This window comes from Roseobacter sinensis (assembly GCF_025755255.1).
GTDB classification, from domain to species: Bacteria; Pseudomonadota; Alphaproteobacteria; order Rhodobacterales; family Rhodobacteraceae; genus Roseobacter; species Roseobacter sinensis.
Map to the genome: position 1 here is coordinate 1 of NZ_JALIEB010000035.1, position 18,719 is coordinate 18,719.

Sequence of the window (18,719 nt, forward strand, 5' to 3'; positions counted from 1 at the left end):
TCAACATGCGGCCACCGGTGCCAGAAACCCTATTAGAGAAACGGCTGATCAGTGGCCCAGCAACAGGGGGCTAGACACGCTCACAATAAAATCCTCTTTGCGAATATTGCCCCAACGGAGTTCATTTCGTTTAGCAAGCGAACTTGTACAAGGTACGGCAACGAGAACCCTATCCCTTTTGACCGGCAAGGTATCGTAATTCCCAGTCGGTTGGTCACCACATATCATGGCGACATCGACCTCGCGATGATTAAGCATCTTGAGTGCCGTCGGACAGTCCGCCTCAACAAAATCCAGATTGACGGCGGGATGTTCCTCGCGAAACCGTTTGACCACCTGTCGCGCCGCCCCGCCAGCGATCGATACAGCGATGGCAACCCTTAAAGCGCCAGTATCCGAGATCCCGGCGTGCTGAGCCGTAAGCACTGCCGCATCGAAGTTAGTTCTAATCTCATTGAACTGCTCAAATATTATGAGACCAGCGTTCGTCAGTTGCACCCCAGTAGATCGCCGATCAAAAAGAGACACGCCCAATGCATCTTCCAGTTTGCCAACTCTCCTTGATATCGTCGATTGTCTGACGTCGAGATTTTCGGCTGCCTGACGGAAACTTCCGAGTTGCCCAACAAGAAGTAAGGTCAAAAGATCTTGTATCTCGATCTTTGAGAGCTGCTTTGAGAATTCAGTCATACAGCACCTCGAAGATCGATTGCTTTACGCGCGGCTCCAACCTCTGATTTACGCCAGTAAACGCTTAACTTCTGCCTTCAGTCAAAACCGGTTTTTCAAACGTCCAAATCGTCTGAAAGCGATCTACCGATCGCAGAGACTTTGTCTGTAAACGGTAGGCGTCTGCCCAACCATTTGTCGAAACATACGCGCAAAAGCTTGCGGCGTCTCATAGCCTACCATCGGCGCGATATCTGTTATGGTGAAGTCAGTTGTATCGAGCAGCAGCTTTGCCTTCTCGATGCGCCGGGCGGTCTGGAATTTGTACGGCGCAAGGCCAGTCGACTTTTTGAAAGCACGGCAGAAGTGGAAGACCGACAGCCCAGCGATATCTGAAAGCTGCGTAAGTGTAATTTGGTCGGCCAAATGATCAGTGATAAAGTCTGTTACACGCTTCAGAATGAAGGGCGATAAGCCACCATTTGTCTGCTCGACCGGTCTTTGGGCCATGGTGTTCAGTGTCGAAACCATAGTCATAATGGCACCCTCGACGAACATCCGCCCGCGAGGGTTTCCAGCCCGCGCTTCTCGTACCATTTCATCAAAAATGTTGAATAAAAAAGGTTCGGTCAGATGTTGACAGTGAATGCGCCCAAAATCTCCGTCTCGCGGTACATTTTGACCATTTGTAAGGGTTTCAAGATAGTCAAAAGGAATTGCAATGAACTGAAGACGGTGAAAGCACTCGACATAAATGTCCGTTGCAGAGTTCGGGGGAACTAGGACACCGCCACGACACGCGAGGTTGGAACGAAATCGTCCGGCACCAAGATCAGCCGTCGCCATTCCATCACCGCCCACAATTCTCGTAATGTTTAATTCAGGCAAGGACGCCGCTGACCAGTCTCCTGGGCTTTGATCAGTTTCGACAATATTGATGCCATCAATGGCCGTCGGATAAACGCCAACAAGTGTTGATCCGTAGTTTTCCTTATAGAAGGAAGCAAAGTCAGAGTATTGTTTTTGCCAAATACGCGCCATAATTACACGAGCCTGTCACTCGTATCGCAGAAAATTGAAAATAGAGTCGACGCATTCAACCGCAAAGACTGATTGGTTGATGATGCATTATACCAACAGATAAAACAACGAGTTTCAAAGTCAGCTTCATACATCTCTAGGGCCCATTTTCTTCGCTACTACATTTTAGCTGCTTTACCTTCGTAGCCGCACTTCACATCGGTTTTTAGAGGCTTCACGCCTCCTTTTCAAACAGGATTGGCTGCCACGAACAGCAGACCGCGATTGTACAGCAAGATTGCAACCTTCGCAGCAATATCTGATCTTCAAAGGACATCAAAGCGTGCGATGCTTGGATGAATGTCATACTCGAACGGGCTCGAAGGTAAAACATGTACCAGCTTTTGGTAGTGCTCACACTCACGCTGACAGGGCCTGCGATGGCCTGCGGGCCTGACAGTGATTGCCCTCTCGGCAACCGCGTCTACCGGTTTGCAGCGGTCGAGGGGCAAGGTTCGGGCACCCTTATCTTCTTCCATGGCGTTGGCGGCAGCGCGGCAAGCACCTTGGAGAACGGTTCTCTGCGTGAATTCGCTGAACGAGAGAGGCTCACTCTTATCGCCGCAGAAGCTGCGTCAGATGACTGGAACATCCCAGGATCGCCTGCGACCCACCAGGCGGATACGAGTGACGAGCTTGCCTACTTTGACGCCTTGCTTGAAGAGGTCGGATCCGAAATCGATATCGATCAGACTCCCATATTCGTCTCTGGCTTCTCAGCGGGTGCGATGGTGGTCTGGAACCTGGCCTGTCATCGACCGGACAAAGTCGCGGGATTTATCCCCGTGTCAGGCACATTCTGGGACCCGCTGCCAGACCACTGTACCTCTCAGAACGTCAATCTCATCCATTATCACGGAATGCATGACGACGTCGTACCGATGCAGGGGCGTCAAGTGGGAGACAGTCACCAGGGAGATCTGGATGCTGCATTTGACCTTATAGCACAGCCCGGAAGCTTCGGCACAGACGCAACCGAAGAAAGATCAGGGCTTTCCTGTAGAGCTCGTAAGGGCGCATTCGAGCACCGCCTGGAATTGTGTGTGTTTGAGGGCGGGCATCGGTTTCAGGTCAGCTTTCTGGAAGACGCATTGCGGCAATTGCGAACCAATCTGGCAGACTAGAATTGGGCATCTGCAACATAAGGTGAACCGACACTCTGCCAGTTCTGAAGCAGCTTATAGATCGCTTCCGGTCCCACTAAGTGGCAGGTCGTTCCTGTCGGTCATCGACTAACGCCTTAACTACTTCAGCGCTGTCCGTATCTTGCTTGGCGTCGGTGCGATAGTCTCCAGCACCTCCGGCGCGTCGGCTGCCTCATGCACCATGCTCTCCTGTGCCTTCAAAAGAACTTCATCCTGTTCTTCCGATCGTTTCACAATATCGAACGCCTCGGCTTCGGACCGGCCCAATGCACGAAACGCCTGTTGCGCGATCAAGTGGGCGGAAGCCGCAGTTTCGCGCACGACAGCGTCTACATTCGCTTGTTTGAGACGAAGTGCATGGACGCGGTCCCATGCCCGTACCACCAGACGCGCTTGATCGAATTCCCTTTGGGCAAGTGCAACCACTTTATCGGTAACCATGTGTGCATCTGTACAAACAACGATCATTCGAGCATCAGCTGCGCCCGCTGCACGTAGTACATCGCGGCGTGTGCCATCCCCAAAATGCACTCTGCATCCGAATTTGCCCGCCTCGCGGATCCTGTCTGGATCGTTGTCCAGCAACGTTACCGAAATACCTTCGGCCAAAAGCGGCTGTGCAACCAACTGACCAACACGGCCAAATCCGACGATGAGAACCTGACCTTCGACGTCTCCGAAGTCCTCCTGAGGTTCCGTGTGAGGCGTTCCGCCGATGATCACGTTGCCGAACCTGTCGACGAGGGTGGAAATGGCCATCGACAAAGACACGATGGAAATCAGGATCGAAGCCGTTTGGATATCGATCAATTGGCCTGACGCGGCTGCTGCAAACAGGACAAAGCCGAACTCCCCGTGTTGCGAGAGCGTGAAGGCCAGACGCGCAGCATCCTCATGTTTCGACCTGAACAGACGTGAGACAAGGTAGATGGCGAGCCCCTTGAGACCTACGCAAACGGGAACGGCTATCAGGATCAGCACCCAGTTTTCACGCAGGGTTGCGAGATCAATCGTCAGCCCGACCGCGAGAAAGAAGAGCCCGAGAAACAATCCGCGAAACGGTTCGATATCCGCTTCCACTTCGTGGCGAAAGGCAGACTCCGCCAGCATGACACCTGCGATGAAGGCGCCCATCGCATAGGAAAGGCCGACCGCATCCATCAGCAATGCCGATGCGATGACAAGACCGAGCGCACTGGCTGTCATGATTTCAGGCAGTTCCGCACGTGCGAGGACACGAAACATCGGATCCAAAGCATACCGCCCCACAGCGATGAGAATACCGATAGCCAGCAGACCGAGACCCACGGCCTGAAGTCCCTGGCTCCATGTTGTTGCATCGCCCGTGGCCGACAAGAGCGTGACCAGCAGAAGCAGCGGAACAATAGCAAGATCCTCGAACAGCAGGATCGAAATCGCGGTGCCTCCGTATTCCGAGTTGCGCTCGCCTTTTTCATCAAGCGATTGCAGCACAAGGGCGGTGGACGACAATGCCAGCCCCAAGCCAATCACCATGCTGGCTCGCCAATCCAGGCCGAGAAAATATGGGGGAGCTGCCAGAAAAGCGCCGCAAACAAGCACCTGTACTGTGCCGCGCCCAAAGATAGTCGACCGCATTTCCCACAGCCGCGCCGGCCGAAACTCCAAGCCAATAATGAAAAGGAAAAGGACGATGCCGAACTCGGCGAAGTGCAAGAGCTCTTCGGGATGGTCTGACAGCCCAGATGTCAGCAAAAGCCCGGCAGCGATCCCAGCTGCAAGATAGCCGACAATGATCCCAACACCCAATCGCTTGGACATCGGCACAAAAAGGCAGGCAAGAATGATCAAGCAAAGCGCTTCTAGGAATTGGAGTTCCAAAGCGCTGAATCCGAAGTCTTCCACGCGCATCTAACTAGGACCGTTCAGCAAGCCGCGCAGCACCTTGATTTCATCGTCGACAATGCCGTGGCCCGCACCGGGGTAGATTTGCACGGATATCTCCGCACCCATCTTGGCGAACACCTCCTGGCTTGTGCGCACGCGCGCGAGAGGAATATGAGGATCGCGTTCATGGCAACCGATGAAGATCTTGGTGCCGCTGAACCGAGTGTCGTAGTCGAACTGCTTCGGACGATATCCGTAAAGCGCATCCTGAGCCGGACCCGGATCCTCTCCCGTCCCGACAAGCCCTCCGGACAATCCAGCCGCTGCATAGAGCCCTTTGCCATTGCGCGCGGTATATTCGAGTGCCAGACAGGCGCCTTGGCTGAAGCCCATGATCATTGTGCGTTCTGGGCCGATACCTTCAGATCCAAGCATATCCACCGCCCTGCCAATCAAACGCAGTCCAGATGACAGGCCCGGTTCATTCTCTGACAGCGGCGCGAGGAAACTCTGTGGCCACCAGGACCGGCCCGCCGCTTCTGGCGCGACGAAGGCGATGTCGGGCAAGCCCAAATGGCCGGCAAGGCCGAGCATATCCTCGGGGCTACCACCGCGACCGTGTAGCATGACAACCGCCAGACGCGCCCGACTCAGCGGGGCACCACCCGCTTGCACTAGCCGACCGTGGGCGTGAGGGTCCCGTATCATACTGTCTGCGCGGGCTGTTTGAGAGCGGGAAGGATTTGCTCAATACGATTCCGTATCGGCTCGTGCTGACGGGGGAGCATAAGGCTTTCGCCGAGCGCATCCATCGGCTCATCCGTTGCAAAACCGGGTGGATCCGTCGCAATTTCGAAGAGCACGCCGCCCGGAGATTGGAAATAGATCGCATGGAAGTATTGCCGGTCGATTTTCGGGGTCACATCAAACCCCTTGGTAAGAAGGCGCTCCCGCCATTCCATCTGTAGGTCGTCCGTTTCAGCACGAAACGCGATATGGTGAATGCTGCCAGCACCTTGCCGACCAATCGAGGGCGCGTCCGAGCGCAGCAGATCTATGGCCGCGCCTCGGGCCGTACCGGGCGCGGTGAAGCGTTGCCGGGTTTCACCCTCCTGTGTGGTTTCGGGACCGGACTCATAACCAAAAATATCAGTCAACAGCCGTGCAGTTGGCTCTGCATCATCGAGCCAGAGTGTCACCGAATGAAAGCCATCATCGACGGGCGTGTCCTCATCCAGTGGCGGGTGATCCGGGATGTCAGTCTCAACGAATTCGACCCGAAGCCCGTCTGGATCGATCAATGCGATCATCTGATCCCCGAAACGATCTGACGGATTATCAAAATCCACTGCCGCTTCGGCCAACATCATCATCCAGGCATCAAGCCCACCTCTGGGAACGCGGTACGCCACTGCGCTTGCCATGCCCGGGCCTGCCCGTCCCGGACCTGCATCCGCAAACGGAAAGAAGGTGAGGATGGATCCCGGCTCTGCCGCCGCGTTGCCGTAGTAGAGATGATAAGTATCCGGCGCATCGAAATTGACGGTCTTTTTCACCAATCTTTGCCGCAAGATACCCGCATAGAAGTCCAGGTTTTGCTGGGGCGGGCCGGAAATAGCGGTCACGTGGTGTAACCCCGGAATGGTGTGGGACATCATGAATTCCTTCCGTATCAAAGGTGAGATCAACTCTTTGGTCTCAGGGATATGACACGCCTCCCGTGGCGCGCTGCGGCGTGTCCTGTTTGTCCGGCAACGGAATGAAATCTTCCTCATCTCCGGGCACAGTATCGAACCGGCCACGGCGCCATTCATCCTTCGCCATTTCGATCCGATCCGGACGGGACGAGACGAAGTTCCACCAGATATATCGTGGCCCACCCATCGGCGCGCCGCCAAAGAGCATCATCCGCGCGTTGGAAATAGCCCGTACAGTGAGGGCATCTCCCGGCCTCAGGATCAAAAGCTGTCCCGGTTCGAACCTGTCGCCAGCAATCTCGATCGTTCCTGTCAACGTGTAGAGAGCGCGCTCTTCCGTCTCGGCATCAATTGGCAGCGCCGCGCCGACATCCAGATCGATATCCGCGTAGAGCGTTTCAGAGGATGCGCGCAGCGATGACGTCGCGCCGAAGGCCTGACCAGCGATGACGCGCACCCGTGCACCGTCTGCCTCGACAATGGGCAAATCCTCTTCGCCATGATGCACGAATGCAGGATCCGCTTCTTCCTGCTCTTCGGGAAGGGCCATCCAGGTCTGCAAACCGAAAAGCCTTTGGCCGGACGTCTTCTTTTCCGCGCTCGTACGTTCGGAATGTACGATCCCGCGGCCCGCACGCATCCAGTTGATCGCCCCCGGCCGGATCGTTTGTTCTGTCCCCAGCGAGTCGCGATGCAGGATCTCACCTTCGAGCAGGTAGGTAACAGTTGCCAGATTGATGTGGGGATGCGGGCGCACATCAATGCCCTGATCGGTCAGAAACTCGGCTGGCCCCATCTGGTCGAAAAAGATGAACGGACCGACCATTTGACGTTTGGTGGATGGCAACGCACGTCGCACCATCATTTCTCCAAGATCGACGGCCCGAGGGACAATAAGTGTTTCGACAGCGTTGACGGTCTCTGCGTCACCCAAGACGGGATCGGGGCATGGGCTCCAACTCATCTATGTCTCCTCTTTCATGACAAGGGCCGCGGGACCAAAGGTTGTCCAACTGGACATTCCAGAGACTTGTGCGGCCATCCCGCCGTTTCCGCAGCGGCTTCGTAAGTTGATTGCAAAAAGGCCATCAAATCCTTCTCGGGATCAGGGCTTGTTCTGATCGCCTCGTATGGGAGTAGAAACTCTCCCAGATTACTGTCGAAATATGCGGCCGCTGGAAGCACGGCGCGTTCGCTGAAGCCCTCTGGGACCGGATAGGCATAGGAATAAAACATGGCCTCTTCCGCGCCATTCCCACCGGGCCAAAACCCGGCGGAAGAAACTTCGTGGCTATAGGCCTCGCGCGTTACGGCATCGGGCAAACCTGGAAAGCCGCCCGGATGTAGAGGTGCGCTGCGCCCCGAAAATCGTGTGACCGCAAGGTCGAACGACCCCCAGAACAGATGCACGGGAGAGACTTTGCCCAGAAACCCGGTGCGGAAGCGCGAAAACACCGGCTCGATACGAACAAGTGCCGCATGAAACCTGCGAACCGCTTCGGCATCATAGGGACGCGTCGCAGTATCTTTTTGAAATGGCAGGGCATCGGGCAGTTCGTTGGGAGAACCGTCAATATCAAACTGGCCGCCAACTTGTGCAATCAGCTCTGCGGTCGCATTGTAAAAGGCAGCGACGCTCATGTCTTCCAAGGGGAACATCGCCCGCTGCCCATCCGAGGTTTCGGCAACGACAGATGCGTCGTGGAAGTCAAAAGACACCGTCACCATCAAGTCATTGTCTGGAACCGGCCCGGTGGTCAGCCCGCGAGGCGAGATGTACAAGGTCGCATGCCAGGAATGATTCAACCACGGTGCATGCGACAACCGATATTTGCCGACGATCTGTGTGCATAAATGTAAGAACGCGCAGGTTTTTTGCCAATCGGCATAGGGGATGCGCGGCCAGGGCAAGCCCACTCTCATATCATCCAATTTCTCTCTCCTTGCCTATGACGCGGTTCACACCTTCAATACCTGAAGGTCTACAATGGCTGGGCTCTCCGGTTAAGCGCAGGACTTGCTAAGTGGGGCCATTCTTGCCCACAAGACCGTCGGTTCGACGGATCGGCTAATCCACGCGCATGGAACGTCAAACCGCAAGAACGGCACCGGGATCGCAAGCATCGAACCGCGCGGGTATGTCGTGCTTGCTAAGTCTGCGAGCGACGCCGACCAACACTCACGGAAGGAACGATCGAATGACAACGCTTTATACAATGGCCGGAACCTGCGCCCTTGCACCCAATATCGCAGCCGCCTGGCTCGATGCTCCGATAGAAGTGCGCAACCTAGAGCGCGGCGATCATACAAAGCCGAATTTTCTGGCGATCAACCCACGTGCCCAAGTGCCAGCCGTACAATTCGATGATGGAGATACCTTGACGGAGGCGGCGGCAATTCTGACCTGGCTCCGCAACACCTATGGTGCGACCGATAACGCTCAATTGAAGCGCAAGGAAGCCGAGGCGCTGTCCTATATGACGAGTGAAGTGCACGCCGCATATGGCCCCCATTTCGCTCCCCAACGGTTTGCGGACAGCGACGACGCGCGGTCCGATATTCAAGCCAAGGCCTACGAAAAGCTGGCCTCCCATTATGAACGGCTGATGCAGACCTTGGAGGAAAATGGGGGTGATTGGTACTTGGGAGAACGTAGTCTTGCCGATCCCTATCTCTACGTTCTGACGCGTTGGATCGATCTTACACCTTTGTCGATTGATGATTATCCAGCGCTTAAGGCGTTTCGGGAGCGCTTGGAAAAGGACGAGGATGTTCTATCGGCGCTTGAGCGCCAGGACATGGAACCGCTCACCTAGCAAATCTTAAACAGCCACTGGCGGCAAATCGCCAACCCTTGAGCGTGACGACCTTTCCGCCGCCGTAAAACTGTTCGAAAACGAGTTCACTTCGCCAAGCGGTTTAGAACATCTTAGAGGAGCGCACACATGATCGATCGCCGACAATTCACCCTGGCTGCCACCGCTGCAATGCTGGGAACGCACAGGGTGAGCCGGACTGCACAGGCGCAACCATCTCTGCCGCCCAATTCCCCCCGCAGAGGACTTGACCCGCTCTTCGATCCGACCGCCTATCCGTCAGAATGGGGCGGGGACGAGCAGGTCGTGATGCTGGCCTATCCCGGCATGACGCTTCTTGATCTCGTCGGTCCTCAACACATGTTCGCAGCAATGCTCGGCGCAACCGTGCGTATTGCCGCCAAGACGCTCGATCCAATCCGCAGCGATCTGGGGATGACGATACAACCCGATGTCACCTTCGCCGACGCGCATCTTGAACCCGATGTGATCTTCACCCCAGGCAGTATTGCTGGCACCTTCGCAGCGATGGAAGATACTGAGACAGTCGACTTTCTTGCCGCGCGAGGCGAGCACGCACGCTACGTGACTTCTGTTTGCACAGGCGCGATGTTGTTGGGACAGGCCGGGCTGATCGACGGCTACCGCGTTTCCACACACTGGTTGGCAAAGCCTGCTATGGACGCCTTCGGCGCAACCGCAACGGATGAACGCGTCACTAAAGACCGCAACCGCCTGACAGGCGGTGGTGTGACAGCTGGTATCGATTTCGGCCTTACGATGGTCGAGGAGTTGCGGGGCACTGACTACGCCCAGAGCGTCCAATTGATGGCCGAATATGCGCCTGCACCACCGCTTGATGCAGGCACACCCGACACCGCCCCGCCTGCGGTGCGAGACCGCATGGCCGCCGCTTTTCCGGGCTTCGAGGAACACGCGAGGGCAGTCGCGTCCAACAGGCGACAGTAACCGTCTAGGATGAGCCGAGCCATCCTATCTCAAATCCGCCTGTGACGGGTGCCTCGAACCAAACAGGCACCCGGCCTATAAACTGGTCGGGATCAACCATCAAACCAGTGCTGCATCGGGTAATCGATCCGAGTGCAGACCGTTAGAACGCATCAGTGTTGGTCAGGTTTTCTGCAACACCTTGCCCATCTTTGAGATTTCACATCCGCATTTTTCGCAGGTCCAACCACCCCAAAGAAACTGCCTGCTGTTTTTCGGAACGCGTATGGGCGGCAGTGTCTGAGAGCAATTTGGACAGGTCACTTTTTTGAAATTGAACGACCATTTGTCAGGTTCCGTTATACTGACACCGATTTTTGAGCCGGCCTGCATAACCACTCCCATCTCGGTCAGCCCGACGAATATCATCTCTCGACTCTTATCCGTCGTTTCTGCACCCCTCTCGAAATTGCGTAGCGTTGCGACGCTTACATCAAGTAGGTGAGCCAATTCGTCAGCTGTCATTCCAAGCAACGCACGCGCAGCTTTGACGTGCTGTGGGGTCATGTTGGGATAGTGAAACTTAGCCATTAAGAACCTTTAAGTTATATAAATTATATAAACATGGTTCGTTGTGATGTCAAAAGTGCTCAAAGGTACAAGGGCCGACATGCTGGGAAGACGACGCACCTGTACGCCGCACCGCTATACACAGTTACATCGCACGTATGCGCATCAAACCGACATACTAGAGTAGTGCGAAAGCCATGACATAGTTCGCATCTCCGTCTCGCGTGGCCCGCCGGGTGGTAGGCGAACTGTCGGCGCTCATCTCGCATCGAGCCGTACTCACTCGCACAGCAGCGAACTATTTCGCGCGTGGTGGGGCACGTGAGATTCGAACTTTCGGCAGTACCGACCGACTTAGATGGCGATATCGCTCCAGCACGCCACGACAACCTGTGTGCCTACTCAAAATAGCCACGTAAGCACCGCGTAAGCACTGCTTTCCGATGAGTATATATTTCTAAGTGCTTGATTTTATGATATAAAATGGCGCACCCGAGAGGATTCGAACCTCTGGCCTCTGCCTTCGGAGGGCAGCGCTCTATCCAGCTGAGCTACGGGTGCATACCGTTCGCGAGATGCTTACGCCATGCATACGCGAGATTTCCGGCCTCTTGAAGAGCGAACCCGATATCCGCTCAAACCGTTGTTTAATCACTTCTTTCTTCCAGCACCTTTCGCCATCGCCAGACTTGACATCCGCCTTCGGAGGGCGGCGCTCTATCCAGCTGAGCTCCTTGACGGTTCTGCAGACTAATCTGTGTCAGGTGGGCGCAGTTCACGCGACAACACCCGACCAAACGCGAATTCAACCTGAACATACACTGCACACGTCGAACTCTAAGCCATTGATAAAGAATGATGATCTGCCCAATCCATCATAGGTGCGACGGATAAGCGCGGCTCGGGTGGCTGCGTTCAAGGGCATTAATCGTCTCCTCGAGGCCCTCAGCTTTTTAGAGGCGTCCCCGCTTCGCATCATACGCACAGGACATCCCATCTGCCACCCCGCCCCGCACAAAGACAGGGTCTCGGTGGCGTTTTCGTAATGCGCGATTCTCCATTTCCAAGAGGTAGCAGTGTACCAGTTCGGTTGGGGAGGCTCATGGCCGCCACACGTCTCACGGTCCCGAGCGCTTCTGAGGTGATGATTGCCGAATGGGGTACGACCGGAAAGAGCCTTGGCAACTTGCTCAACCAGTCGCGTGGCTTTCTTGACTACAGAATGATTTGGGCGGTAGCCGCCGGGTTTGTTCTCCCGTCGGTTTTGATTTACCAACCCGTCGTCACAATGGAGCGGCGCATTCTGTAATGTCTCGGGATGGCAACGGCGGAGTAACGTTTGGCTGAACCCAGAATACGGTCTGCGCGCAAGTGCAACGGATCACGACCGTAGACACTCCAAGGCCCTTTGTGGTGATTGACACCGGGCTTCAGTCTCCTCTCGAGACATAACATTCACCAGGCTTTCCACGCGTCGCCTCTTTGCCGATATTGGTCATGCGTTCATTGCATTTGCGAGCCCGGACATCGCAAGTTCAATGCTCGCGTGACGCGCTGCCGCATCATCGCAGCGCGGCGGATCGGTGTCACCGGGCCTGCGCATCGCCATCCAGACCATCATTTCAAGGACCGCACGCGAAGCTGCCGCAATGTCAAGATCACGTCGGACGTAACCTGCCTGTGCAAGGCGATCGATGCAGGATTCGAAGTCTTGCAAGAATTCTCTACGCCGACCTTTCGTGTAGAGCCGTTCCAGTATCACGTTCTCTTTGGAACACCTGTCGAGCAAGGCGATGAGTTGATGCTCACGCGACAGCATGTCGTAGGTCTCCGACAAGATGACTGACAGCACATCAGGACCCGGCGGTGCTTGGCGTGCTGCCTTGAGCGCCGGCCAGTTCAACCGTTCGTCAAGGGCACGCACCGCTGTTTTCTTCAAACGGGCCGCACGGAACTTTATTGGTTTTCGAGCATGAGGCAGATCGAACCGCGCGGCATGGAGAAGTGCGAGTTCTATCAACGCCTCCTTTTCCGCAACATAGACGTAAATCGTACCCGCCGCGACCTCGGCTGCGCGCGCCACATCGGCAACTTGGGTCAGACGGGGCCCGTTCGTCGACAACACATGGCGCGCTGCCGCTGCGATGGCCTCCAGCTTGGCCTGGCTTCGCGGGGGGCCTCGACGGCTTGAAGATTTCGCCTTTTTCTGCTTATCATGAATGAATGATTCGTTCATTGTTTAGGAGTGCCTGAAAGTGATCGTGATGTCTAGTCCTCCGCGCCGAAACGATGTCGATACGCTCCGCGCCCTGGTCGTCTTGTTGCTCGTGCCGTTTCACACCGCCCGCCTGTTCGATGCGGAGGTCTGGCACATGAAAGACTTGGAGGCCCCGTACTGGGCTGCGGATTTTCTGATCCGGTCCCTCAACATCGCACAGATGTCGCTTCTTTTTCTGCTTGCGGGAATGAGTGCCGCATGGGCACTGGAGCGCCGCAGTGGAACGGCATTCATACGGGAGCGTTTCGCGCGGCTGATCATACCGCTGCTGATCGGGATCTTTGTGTTGGTCGCACCGCAGGTTTTGCTGGAGCGGATCACACCCGAGGCACCGCTCCGGATGAGTCCGATCGATCACGAAGGAGGGCTTTCGACCTTCGTTGTCTCGTATTTTCGCTGCTGCTATCCCGAGGCCAATTTTTCTTGGCATCACCTGTGGTTTCTGCCTTATCTATTTGCCTACTGCCTGCCGCTCGCTCTTCTCGCCAAGGCAGCCCCTGCCCGGCCGCTTGCCAATTGGATGGTCGAGGATCCTCGGCGGCTTTTCCTGCCGGGTCTGGCCCTGATCGGCCTTGAAGCTGTCCTGCGACCATCTTTCCCAAGCACGCACAACCTTGTCTGGGATTGGGCCAACCATGCGCATTATGGCTTCCTGGTCCTTTTCGGGTTCTGGCTAGGCCGCAATCCGGAACTCGAGGCGGCGATCGGCTCCATCCGGCGAACGGCCTTGATCCTGGCGACGAGCCTGGTGGCAATATGGTTCGTGGCCTTGCCGGTCGAGGTGGGCGGCTTTGGTATGATTGCGTTACCGCATAGCATTCGCCACGTGATCCGATTTGCTGCGGAATGGTGCCTGCTGCTCTCCCTCCTAGCCTACGGAAGGTCCGTTCTTGGCCGCTCGGTACCGGTCTTGCGTGCCTTTGTCCCGATTGCGCTGCCTTTCTACCTCTTCCACCAGACGATCATCGTGTTGCTTGGTTGGCTCTGGCTGGACTGGAGCGGGGCGCCACTGATGAAGGCAACAACCATTGCAAGTCTTGCAACTGTCTTGAGTATCTTGCTGGCGTGGGCCGCGGCGCAGTTTTCAGTGACACGGGTCGCAACTGGTTTGCCGTTTCGCGACAGGCAACGCCGCGACGCTCGTACGACAGACGCCATCTGTCGGCGCTGGCTGGCCAGATGGTAGTGGAACATAACTACCGTCGAACTTGCAGCATCGGTTGGCCCGGGCTGTCAGCGGACCTTCAGGTCAGCACAGCTACTCGCGATCTCCTCGCCCCGTCTCCGATCTGATCGACCCAAAACTGCCGCTTGTTTGCATGCTAAGATGCCATGATCAGTCTCACGGTATTGGTCATGAAATGAAAGCAGCCTGGGCGGACGAGCGTACTGCTTGCTGACAACGCTTGCATGGCGGAGCTATCTTCTTTTGCTTCACATTCGGATCTCCGGCAGCCGCCCGGTGTCGCCGCAGGTCACTGCCAGTCGTCCGGGGCCAAGACAACCACGAAGGTGAGCGTCTTTCCGAGTTATTGTCGAACGAGTGGGCGTTGCCCCCTCTTGTATCGCTCCAAGCTGCACATCGATCCTTAAGATTTTAATTACCCCTTGTTGCTATGGCGGCCAAATCAACCAGCAGTACAAAGGACGCAACATGGCAATCGATGTCAGCAAAATGAGCCGGTCGGAGTTGGACAAACTGAGCGCGAAGATCGAAGAGCGTAGAAAGGAACTCGCACGCCACGACGCGCTGACGCAAATGACAGCAGTCGCAAAAAAGTACGGCGTCGACTTCGAAGAGGTCGCCCGTTTGCACAGCGCCAAGCTCCCCAAAACAACGAAGAAGGTCGCACGCAAAACAGCCCCAAAAGCGGTGGCCAAGACAACTCCCAAGCCGAAAACCAAAGCAAAATCCAAACCGGCCGAAAAACCAAAGAGTGTCGCAGTAAAGACAGCGGCGGCCAAGCCGGCTGCGAAACCAAAGGTGGTTTCGAAGGCGAAGTACAAGAATCCAGACAATCCAAAACAAACGTGGTCTGGCATGGGACGCAAACCCGCTTGGCTCATTGCTCATCTGGATGCCGGAAAGAAACTGGAAGGTTTGGCCGCCTAGCTGATCGGGCCGTTTCGACACAGTATAGCAAATGAAGCGCTCGCGCCGTCATAACTGGCGCGGGCTTTTTTGGCTCACTCAATTTCGCAAGTCACGTGAGAGAACGATATTGGCAGGGGAGTTCTTGCTGCGGCTGGTTTTGGGCCCAAGCGACGCTGCGGTATCCGAGCATCTCGAGTGGCAGTCAACGCCGAGACGGACCATGACATGTGGGAGTTCACTGGCTCGGAGGAAGGGGCCCGCAATGACACTCGCCTCGCCGTAGGTTACTATGACTTGGTTTCCGACTGGGTTTAGGGCAGACCGAACGCAACGTATCGGAACGCCAAGCTGGAGTGATCTTCGGGGTCGACGTGGGGGCCCTCTGGCCGCAGCGGGTTCGTGCGACCCTTCTCATTGGCTCCCCTTGTCCGCCACAAAAACAGCAACGGGCAAGTGCCATTCCCTCCGCTGCCGCGCCGATTGACTCACGGGCCTTTCGCTCCGCGTCAAAAATCGAAGGCAAGACCGGCTGACCTTACGCAGGCAGAGCTGTCGCGAAGTCGAATTGCGTTGAGCGATGCCACTGCTTGACCTTGAGGTTTCAAACTGACAGCCGTTCATCTCAATGGCGTGGCTTTTGCGGACCGCACTCCAACGAATTCTGAAGCAAACTGCTCAACTCCGGTCGCGCGCGCCAGCCCCTGTTTCCATTGGGTCGAGAAACGAGCTGAGGTCGACGCCTCGCGCCTGTGCGCTGACCTGAACCGCGTCGCGGAAGACGGGGCTGCGCTTTATCAGTCGCCGAAAGCTGGCTTCGTTCAGAACCAGCAGCGCTGTGGGGACAATGGCCTTGACGGTCAGGCGATGCCGTTTGCGGCTCAGGAGCGCCGCCTGTCCGAAGATTTCGCCTCGACCAAGACGCCAGCTTTGCCCGCCGAGCCGCAGCTCAACCGCACCTGAGGCTATAAAGAATACGCTTCTGGCCGTGTCCTCCTTCTGAATGATGGTTTCGCCCGCGTCGGCATAGCGGGTCTTGAGCGCCCGCGTCAGCTGCCTGAGGCTTTTTTGGTCCAGATCGCCGAACAAGGACAGCTTTTGCACGAGTTCCCTGCCCCGGATCGCAACATCGAGCTTGGGTCGGCGTTCCGCCTCAACGCGGGCTGCCGCGATGCCTTGCATCAAAACCGAATGAGGCTCGGGACTGATAAGACCGTCGTCGAGCATCGCATTGTATTCCCGCTCCTCCAACCTTAGCGCAGTGCGCCTAATAAAGCGCTTCTGCAGCTCTTCGACGTAGCCGGGGTATTGCAGTTTCAGACCTTCTAACGCGGTCTCGACGATCTCGATGCGCCGGTCCACGAGGTCGCGCAGAATGTCAGCAACACGGCGGCCGTGAATGCGGCGAATGCGCTGGTCGATGAAGTCGCAAATGTCGCGCAACACCAAACGCTGGGCCAGGAGGATCTCGAACCGATGGGCGGTCATCAAGGCGATGGGGCGCTGTGTGCCAAACCAATCATTGAGGATAGCTGCCGCACGGAACTGCCACCCAAACGTGACCGTGCGCTGTGCCGCCCGCATATAACCTGTGCGGCCGTCCAGTCGCGTGGCTTCGATCAGCCGGTCGATATCGACAAGTGCGTCTTCGGCCAGCCGCGTCGACAAGGACCGGTCGCGCATGTGTCCAAGGATGATATCTCGCTCCGCCCCGGCAACAGACAGCAGCCCCAAGGTGATGCGATCACGGTCTAGGATATCCTGCGCATGTTCTGCTCTCTGCACCGCATTTTCGAGCCGTGACCCAAACTGCACCGCCTCTGCACGGACGATCTCGGGGTTCAAATCGTAGTTTTCGTTGTTGCGAGCCAGGTCTTCCCGCACCGTCTGCAAGGCAACGGCCACAACCTGTTTCGAAAGAGCCTCATCCAGCGGGCTCAACCGATCAAGCCCCAGTCGCCTGATGATCGTTCGAAGCGTAGGGCCCTGAACCAGCAGCGTGAAGAGGGTGAACCCCGTCGCGAGAATGCCGACAATGCGCTGTACCTCTTCGGGCACACGCGCGCTTTCGGTCACAGCCAAAGCGAGTGCAAGCGTCACGGCCCCGCGTAGCCCGCCCCAGAGCATCGCGACCCGGTAAGGTCGCTCGATGACTGGCGACACGCGCAGAAACGACAGCAACGGCAGCAAGCCAAACAAGATCACGGCACGGGCAGCAAAGGCCGCCACAGTGACGACGCCCAGCAGCGCAAGATCGCCCAAGCGCAGATCGGACAGGAATCTCGGGATCAGAATCGCCGCGAGGATGAAGATCAGCGCGCCCGCCCAATAGGCCAGCACGTCCCAGGTCTCCTCCAGCCGAGACCAGGCTTGTGGCGTCAAGCGTCCTGGCGCGGCAAGATTTAGGGTCAGGCCGGCCGCCACCACGGCAATGACGCCAGATGCCCCCACGGTCTGCTCAGCTCCAATATAGGCCAGATAAGGCAAGGCAACCGAGATCGAGATCTGCGCCAGCTCATATCCCTCGAACATCGCCATGAGCCAAATGCCAAGACGCGCAATGAACCAGCCGGTGATTGCACCGCCAAGTAAAAGCAAGGGAAAGTCCTTCAGCGCGTCCTGAAGGGTTGGGTCCGGCACGCCGACCATCACAAAGCTCATGAATAGTCCAAACAGCGCCACTGCGGCGGCATCGTTCAGAAGGCTTTCGCCTTCGATGATCCGCGACAGCCGCTGGGGCGCTGCGATAGACCTGAAAATCCCTACCACGGCCGATGGGTCCGTCGTCGAGACAATCGCGCCCAGCAGAAGACAGGCGGCCAGAGGCAGTACGCTGACCGCACTCAATGCGTACCCAACTGCCAGCGTTGCAACCAGAACAGCCACCACCGCCATGACGAGGATCGGCACCCAATCGTCCAGCATGCGGCGAAGGTTCATGCCAAGTGTCGCCTGAAAGAGCAGGGTCGGCAAAAAGAGGTACAGGAAGACGTTTGACTTGATGGGAAAGCCAAGAATGGCCTCGGCCACCGGGTTCAGCGCGTCGGTCAGATCGGTCTGCAAGAAAAACAGCGCGCCGGCGCCGATCAATGAGCCAAGCACCGCCAGGATCACGCTGAACGGAAGCCTGACTTTCGCCGCCAAAGGTTCGGATAACCCGATCACAACGAACAGGGTGGCGACAACCGACGTGACCAAAACGATATCCATATGCTTGTCTAGCGCAGCGATAGTGTCCAAACCAGCAACCGAAACAGCGCATGTTGCAGTCCACCGATGGTTAGGTCGCGATGGTCCTTTTCACGCCACGAATGACGCGATTCTGGATTTCAGTTTCGCGACGCACGCCAAAGATCAAATGATGACATGAGGTCCCTCGTGTTGCCCTACCCAACTGCAAGATGCAGCCCAAACAAGTGCCATTTGTTTCGAGCGCAAAGCACCGGCTCTCAAAGAATACAAACCTAGGCCGGACTTAGCCTGGGTAATCGGGCTGACCGGATAGTTGGGTCAGGTTCTTGATAGGGTTGCAGGGTGTTTCTGCAATTTGAGGAGAAC

The 18,719-nt window shown here is 56.5% G+C and carries 16 protein-coding genes and 1 tRNA gene; 6 read left to right on the plus strand and 11 right to left on the minus strand.

Features of this window, described 5'->3' with window-relative positions; translation table 11 throughout:
- Positions 1 to 48: 48 nt before the first annotated feature.
- Complete coding sequence (locus MUB52_RS22860; protein ID WP_263846473.1) at positions 49 to 690, minus strand: LysR family transcriptional regulator; 642 nt, start codon at positions 688 to 690, stop codon at positions 49 to 51.
- A gap of 123 nt (positions 691 to 813) precedes the next feature.
- Positions 814 to 1,710 carry a helix-turn-helix transcriptional regulator gene (locus MUB52_RS22865; protein WP_263846474.1) on the minus strand — a complete coding sequence of 299 codons (897 nt, stop codon included), beginning with the start codon at positions 1,708 to 1,710 and terminating at the stop codon, positions 814 to 816.
- 371 nt (positions 1,711 to 2,081) lie between these two features.
- Between MUB52_RS22865 and MUB52_RS22870 the strand changes: the two genes are divergently transcribed.
- Positions 2,082 to 2,873 (plus strand): alpha/beta hydrolase family esterase, encoded by a 792-nt coding sequence (locus MUB52_RS22870; RefSeq protein WP_263846475.1) that lies wholly within the window; start codon positions 2,082 to 2,084, stop codon positions 2,871 to 2,873.
- 120 nt (positions 2,874 to 2,993) lie between these two features.
- Here MUB52_RS22870 and MUB52_RS22875 read toward each other — a convergent pair whose 3' ends face one another.
- From MUB52_RS22875 to MUB52_RS22895, 5 genes are read right to left on the minus strand one after another with little or no spacing between them, the layout of a single operon-like run.
- Positions 2,994 to 4,784 carry a monovalent cation:proton antiporter-2 (CPA2) family protein gene (locus tag MUB52_RS22875; RefSeq protein ID WP_263846476.1) on the minus strand — a complete coding sequence of 597 codons (1,791 nt, stop codon included), beginning with the start codon at positions 4,782 to 4,784 and terminating at the stop codon, positions 2,994 to 2,996.
- Positions 4,785 to 5,468 carry an alpha/beta hydrolase gene (locus tag MUB52_RS22880; RefSeq protein ID WP_263846477.1) on the minus strand — a complete coding sequence of 228 codons (684 nt, stop codon included), beginning with the start codon at positions 5,466 to 5,468 and terminating at the stop codon, positions 4,785 to 4,787. It abuts the gene before it with no gap.
- Positions 5,465 to 6,418, minus strand: a complete 954-nt coding sequence (locus MUB52_RS22885; protein ID WP_263846478.1) for a ring-cleaving dioxygenase — start codon at positions 6,416 to 6,418, stop codon at positions 5,465 to 5,467. The genes MUB52_RS22880 and MUB52_RS22885 overlap by 4 nt, the downstream gene beginning before the upstream one ends.
- Before the next feature lie 40 nt (positions 6,419 to 6,458).
- A complete protein-coding gene (locus tag MUB52_RS22890) occupies positions 6,459 to 7,421 on the minus strand; it encodes a pirin family protein (protein WP_263846479.1) in 963 nt (320 codons plus the stop codon).
- Between the two features lie 14 nt (positions 7,422 to 7,435).
- Positions 7,436 to 8,380 carry a DUF5996 family protein gene (locus MUB52_RS22895; protein ID WP_263846487.1) on the minus strand — a complete coding sequence of 315 codons (945 nt, stop codon included), beginning with the start codon at positions 8,378 to 8,380 and terminating at the stop codon, positions 7,436 to 7,438.
- 275 nt (positions 8,381 to 8,655) lie between these two features.
- On the opposite strand from MUB52_RS22895, the gene MUB52_RS22900 reads away from it, so the two are divergent.
- Entirely contained in the window at positions 8,656 to 9,273 is a 618-nt protein-coding gene (locus tag MUB52_RS22900) for a glutathione S-transferase (protein ID WP_263846480.1), read from the plus strand.
- Positions 9,274 to 9,582: 309 nt separating this feature from the next.
- Entirely contained in the window at positions 9,583 to 10,242 is a 660-nt protein-coding gene (locus tag MUB52_RS22905; protein ID WP_263846481.1) for a DJ-1/PfpI family protein, read from the plus strand.
- A gap of 162 nt (positions 10,243 to 10,404) precedes the next feature.
- Here the strand turns inward: MUB52_RS22905 and MUB52_RS22910 are convergent, their stop codons facing one another.
- Positions 10,405 to 10,812: a helix-turn-helix domain-containing protein gene (locus MUB52_RS22910; protein ID WP_263846482.1), complete on the minus strand. Its 408-nt coding sequence runs from the start codon at positions 10,810 to 10,812 to the stop codon at positions 10,405 to 10,407.
- Between the two features lie 463 nt (positions 10,813 to 11,275).
- Positions 11,276 to 11,352, minus strand: a tRNA-Arg gene (locus tag MUB52_RS22915).
- A gap of 541 nt (positions 11,353 to 11,893) precedes the next feature.
- Between MUB52_RS22915 and MUB52_RS22920 the strand changes: the two genes are divergently transcribed.
- Positions 11,894 to 12,100, plus strand: coding sequence for a hypothetical protein (locus tag MUB52_RS22920; RefSeq protein WP_263846483.1), 207 nt, complete (start codon positions 11,894 to 11,896; stop codon positions 12,098 to 12,100).
- 186 nt (positions 12,101 to 12,286) lie between these two features.
- On the opposite strand, the gene MUB52_RS22925 is transcribed toward MUB52_RS22920, so the two are convergent.
- Positions 12,287 to 13,027: a TetR family transcriptional regulator gene (locus MUB52_RS22925; RefSeq protein WP_263846484.1), complete on the minus strand. Its 741-nt coding sequence runs from the start codon at positions 13,025 to 13,027 to the stop codon at positions 12,287 to 12,289.
- Positions 13,028 to 13,055: 28 nt separating this feature from the next.
- Between MUB52_RS22925 and MUB52_RS22930 the strand changes: the two genes are divergently transcribed.
- Positions 13,056 to 14,255 (plus strand): acyltransferase family protein, encoded by a 1,200-nt coding sequence (locus MUB52_RS22930; protein ID WP_263846488.1) that lies wholly within the window; start codon positions 13,056 to 13,058, stop codon positions 14,253 to 14,255.
- A 468-nt stretch (positions 14,256 to 14,723) separates the two neighbouring features.
- Positions 14,724 to 15,182 (plus strand): H-NS histone family protein, encoded by a 459-nt coding sequence (locus MUB52_RS22935; protein WP_263846485.1) that lies wholly within the window; start codon positions 14,724 to 14,726, stop codon positions 15,180 to 15,182.
- Positions 15,183 to 15,839: 657 nt separating this feature from the next.
- Here MUB52_RS22935 and MUB52_RS22940 read toward each other — a convergent pair.
- Positions 15,840 to 18,371 carry a cation:proton antiporter gene (locus tag MUB52_RS22940; RefSeq protein WP_263846486.1) on the minus strand — a complete coding sequence of 844 codons (2,532 nt, stop codon included), beginning with the start codon at positions 18,369 to 18,371 and terminating at the stop codon, positions 15,840 to 15,842.
- Positions 18,372 to 18,719 lie beyond the last annotated feature (348 nt).

Excerpts from the sequence above, each read along its gene's own strand:
- MUB52_RS22860 (WP_263846473.1), bottom strand. The coding sequence starts at position 690 with ATGACTGAATTCTCAAAGCAGCTCTCAAAGATCGAGATACAAGATCTT.
- MUB52_RS22865 (WP_263846474.1), bottom strand. The coding sequence starts at position 1,710 with ATGGCGCGTATTTGGCAAAAACAATACTCTGACTTTGCTTCCTTCTAT.
- MUB52_RS22870 (WP_263846475.1), top strand. The coding sequence starts at position 2,082 with ATGTACCAGCTTTTGGTAGTGCTCACACTCACGCTGACAGGGCCTGCG.
- MUB52_RS22875 (WP_263846476.1), bottom strand. The coding sequence starts at position 4,784 with ATGCGCGTGGAAGACTTCGGATTCAGCGCTTTGGAACTCCAATTCCTA.
- MUB52_RS22880 (WP_263846477.1), bottom strand. The coding sequence starts at position 5,468 with ATGATACGGGACCCTCACGCCCACGGTCGGCTAGTGCAAGCGGGTGGT.
- MUB52_RS22885 (WP_263846478.1), bottom strand. The coding sequence starts at position 6,418 with ATGATGTCCCACACCATTCCGGGGTTACACCACGTGACCGCTATTTCC.
- MUB52_RS22890 (WP_263846479.1), bottom strand. The coding sequence starts at position 7,421 with ATGAGTTGGAGCCCATGCCCCGATCCCGTCTTGGGTGACGCAGAGACC.
- MUB52_RS22895 (WP_263846487.1), bottom strand. The coding sequence starts at position 8,380 with ATGAGAGTGGGCTTGCCCTGGCCGCGCATCCCCTATGCCGATTGGCAA.
- MUB52_RS22900 (WP_263846480.1), top strand. The coding sequence starts at position 8,656 with ATGACAACGCTTTATACAATGGCCGGAACCTGCGCCCTTGCACCCAAT.
- MUB52_RS22905 (WP_263846481.1), top strand. The coding sequence starts at position 9,583 with ATGCTGGCCTATCCCGGCATGACGCTTCTTGATCTCGTCGGTCCTCAA.
- MUB52_RS22910 (WP_263846482.1), bottom strand. The coding sequence starts at position 10,812 with ATGGCTAAGTTTCACTATCCCAACATGACCCCACAGCACGTCAAAGCT.
- MUB52_RS22920 (WP_263846483.1), top strand. The coding sequence starts at position 11,894 with ATGGCCGCCACACGTCTCACGGTCCCGAGCGCTTCTGAGGTGATGATT.
- MUB52_RS22925 (WP_263846484.1), bottom strand. The coding sequence starts at position 13,027 with ATGAACGAATCATTCATTCATGATAAGCAGAAAAAGGCGAAATCTTCA.
- MUB52_RS22930 (WP_263846488.1), top strand. The coding sequence starts at position 13,056 with ATGTCTAGTCCTCCGCGCCGAAACGATGTCGATACGCTCCGCGCCCTG.
- MUB52_RS22935 (WP_263846485.1), top strand. The coding sequence starts at position 14,724 with ATGGCAATCGATGTCAGCAAAATGAGCCGGTCGGAGTTGGACAAACTG.
- MUB52_RS22940 (WP_263846486.1), bottom strand. The coding sequence starts at position 18,371 with ATGGATATCGTTTTGGTCACGTCGGTTGTCGCCACCCTGTTCGTTGTG.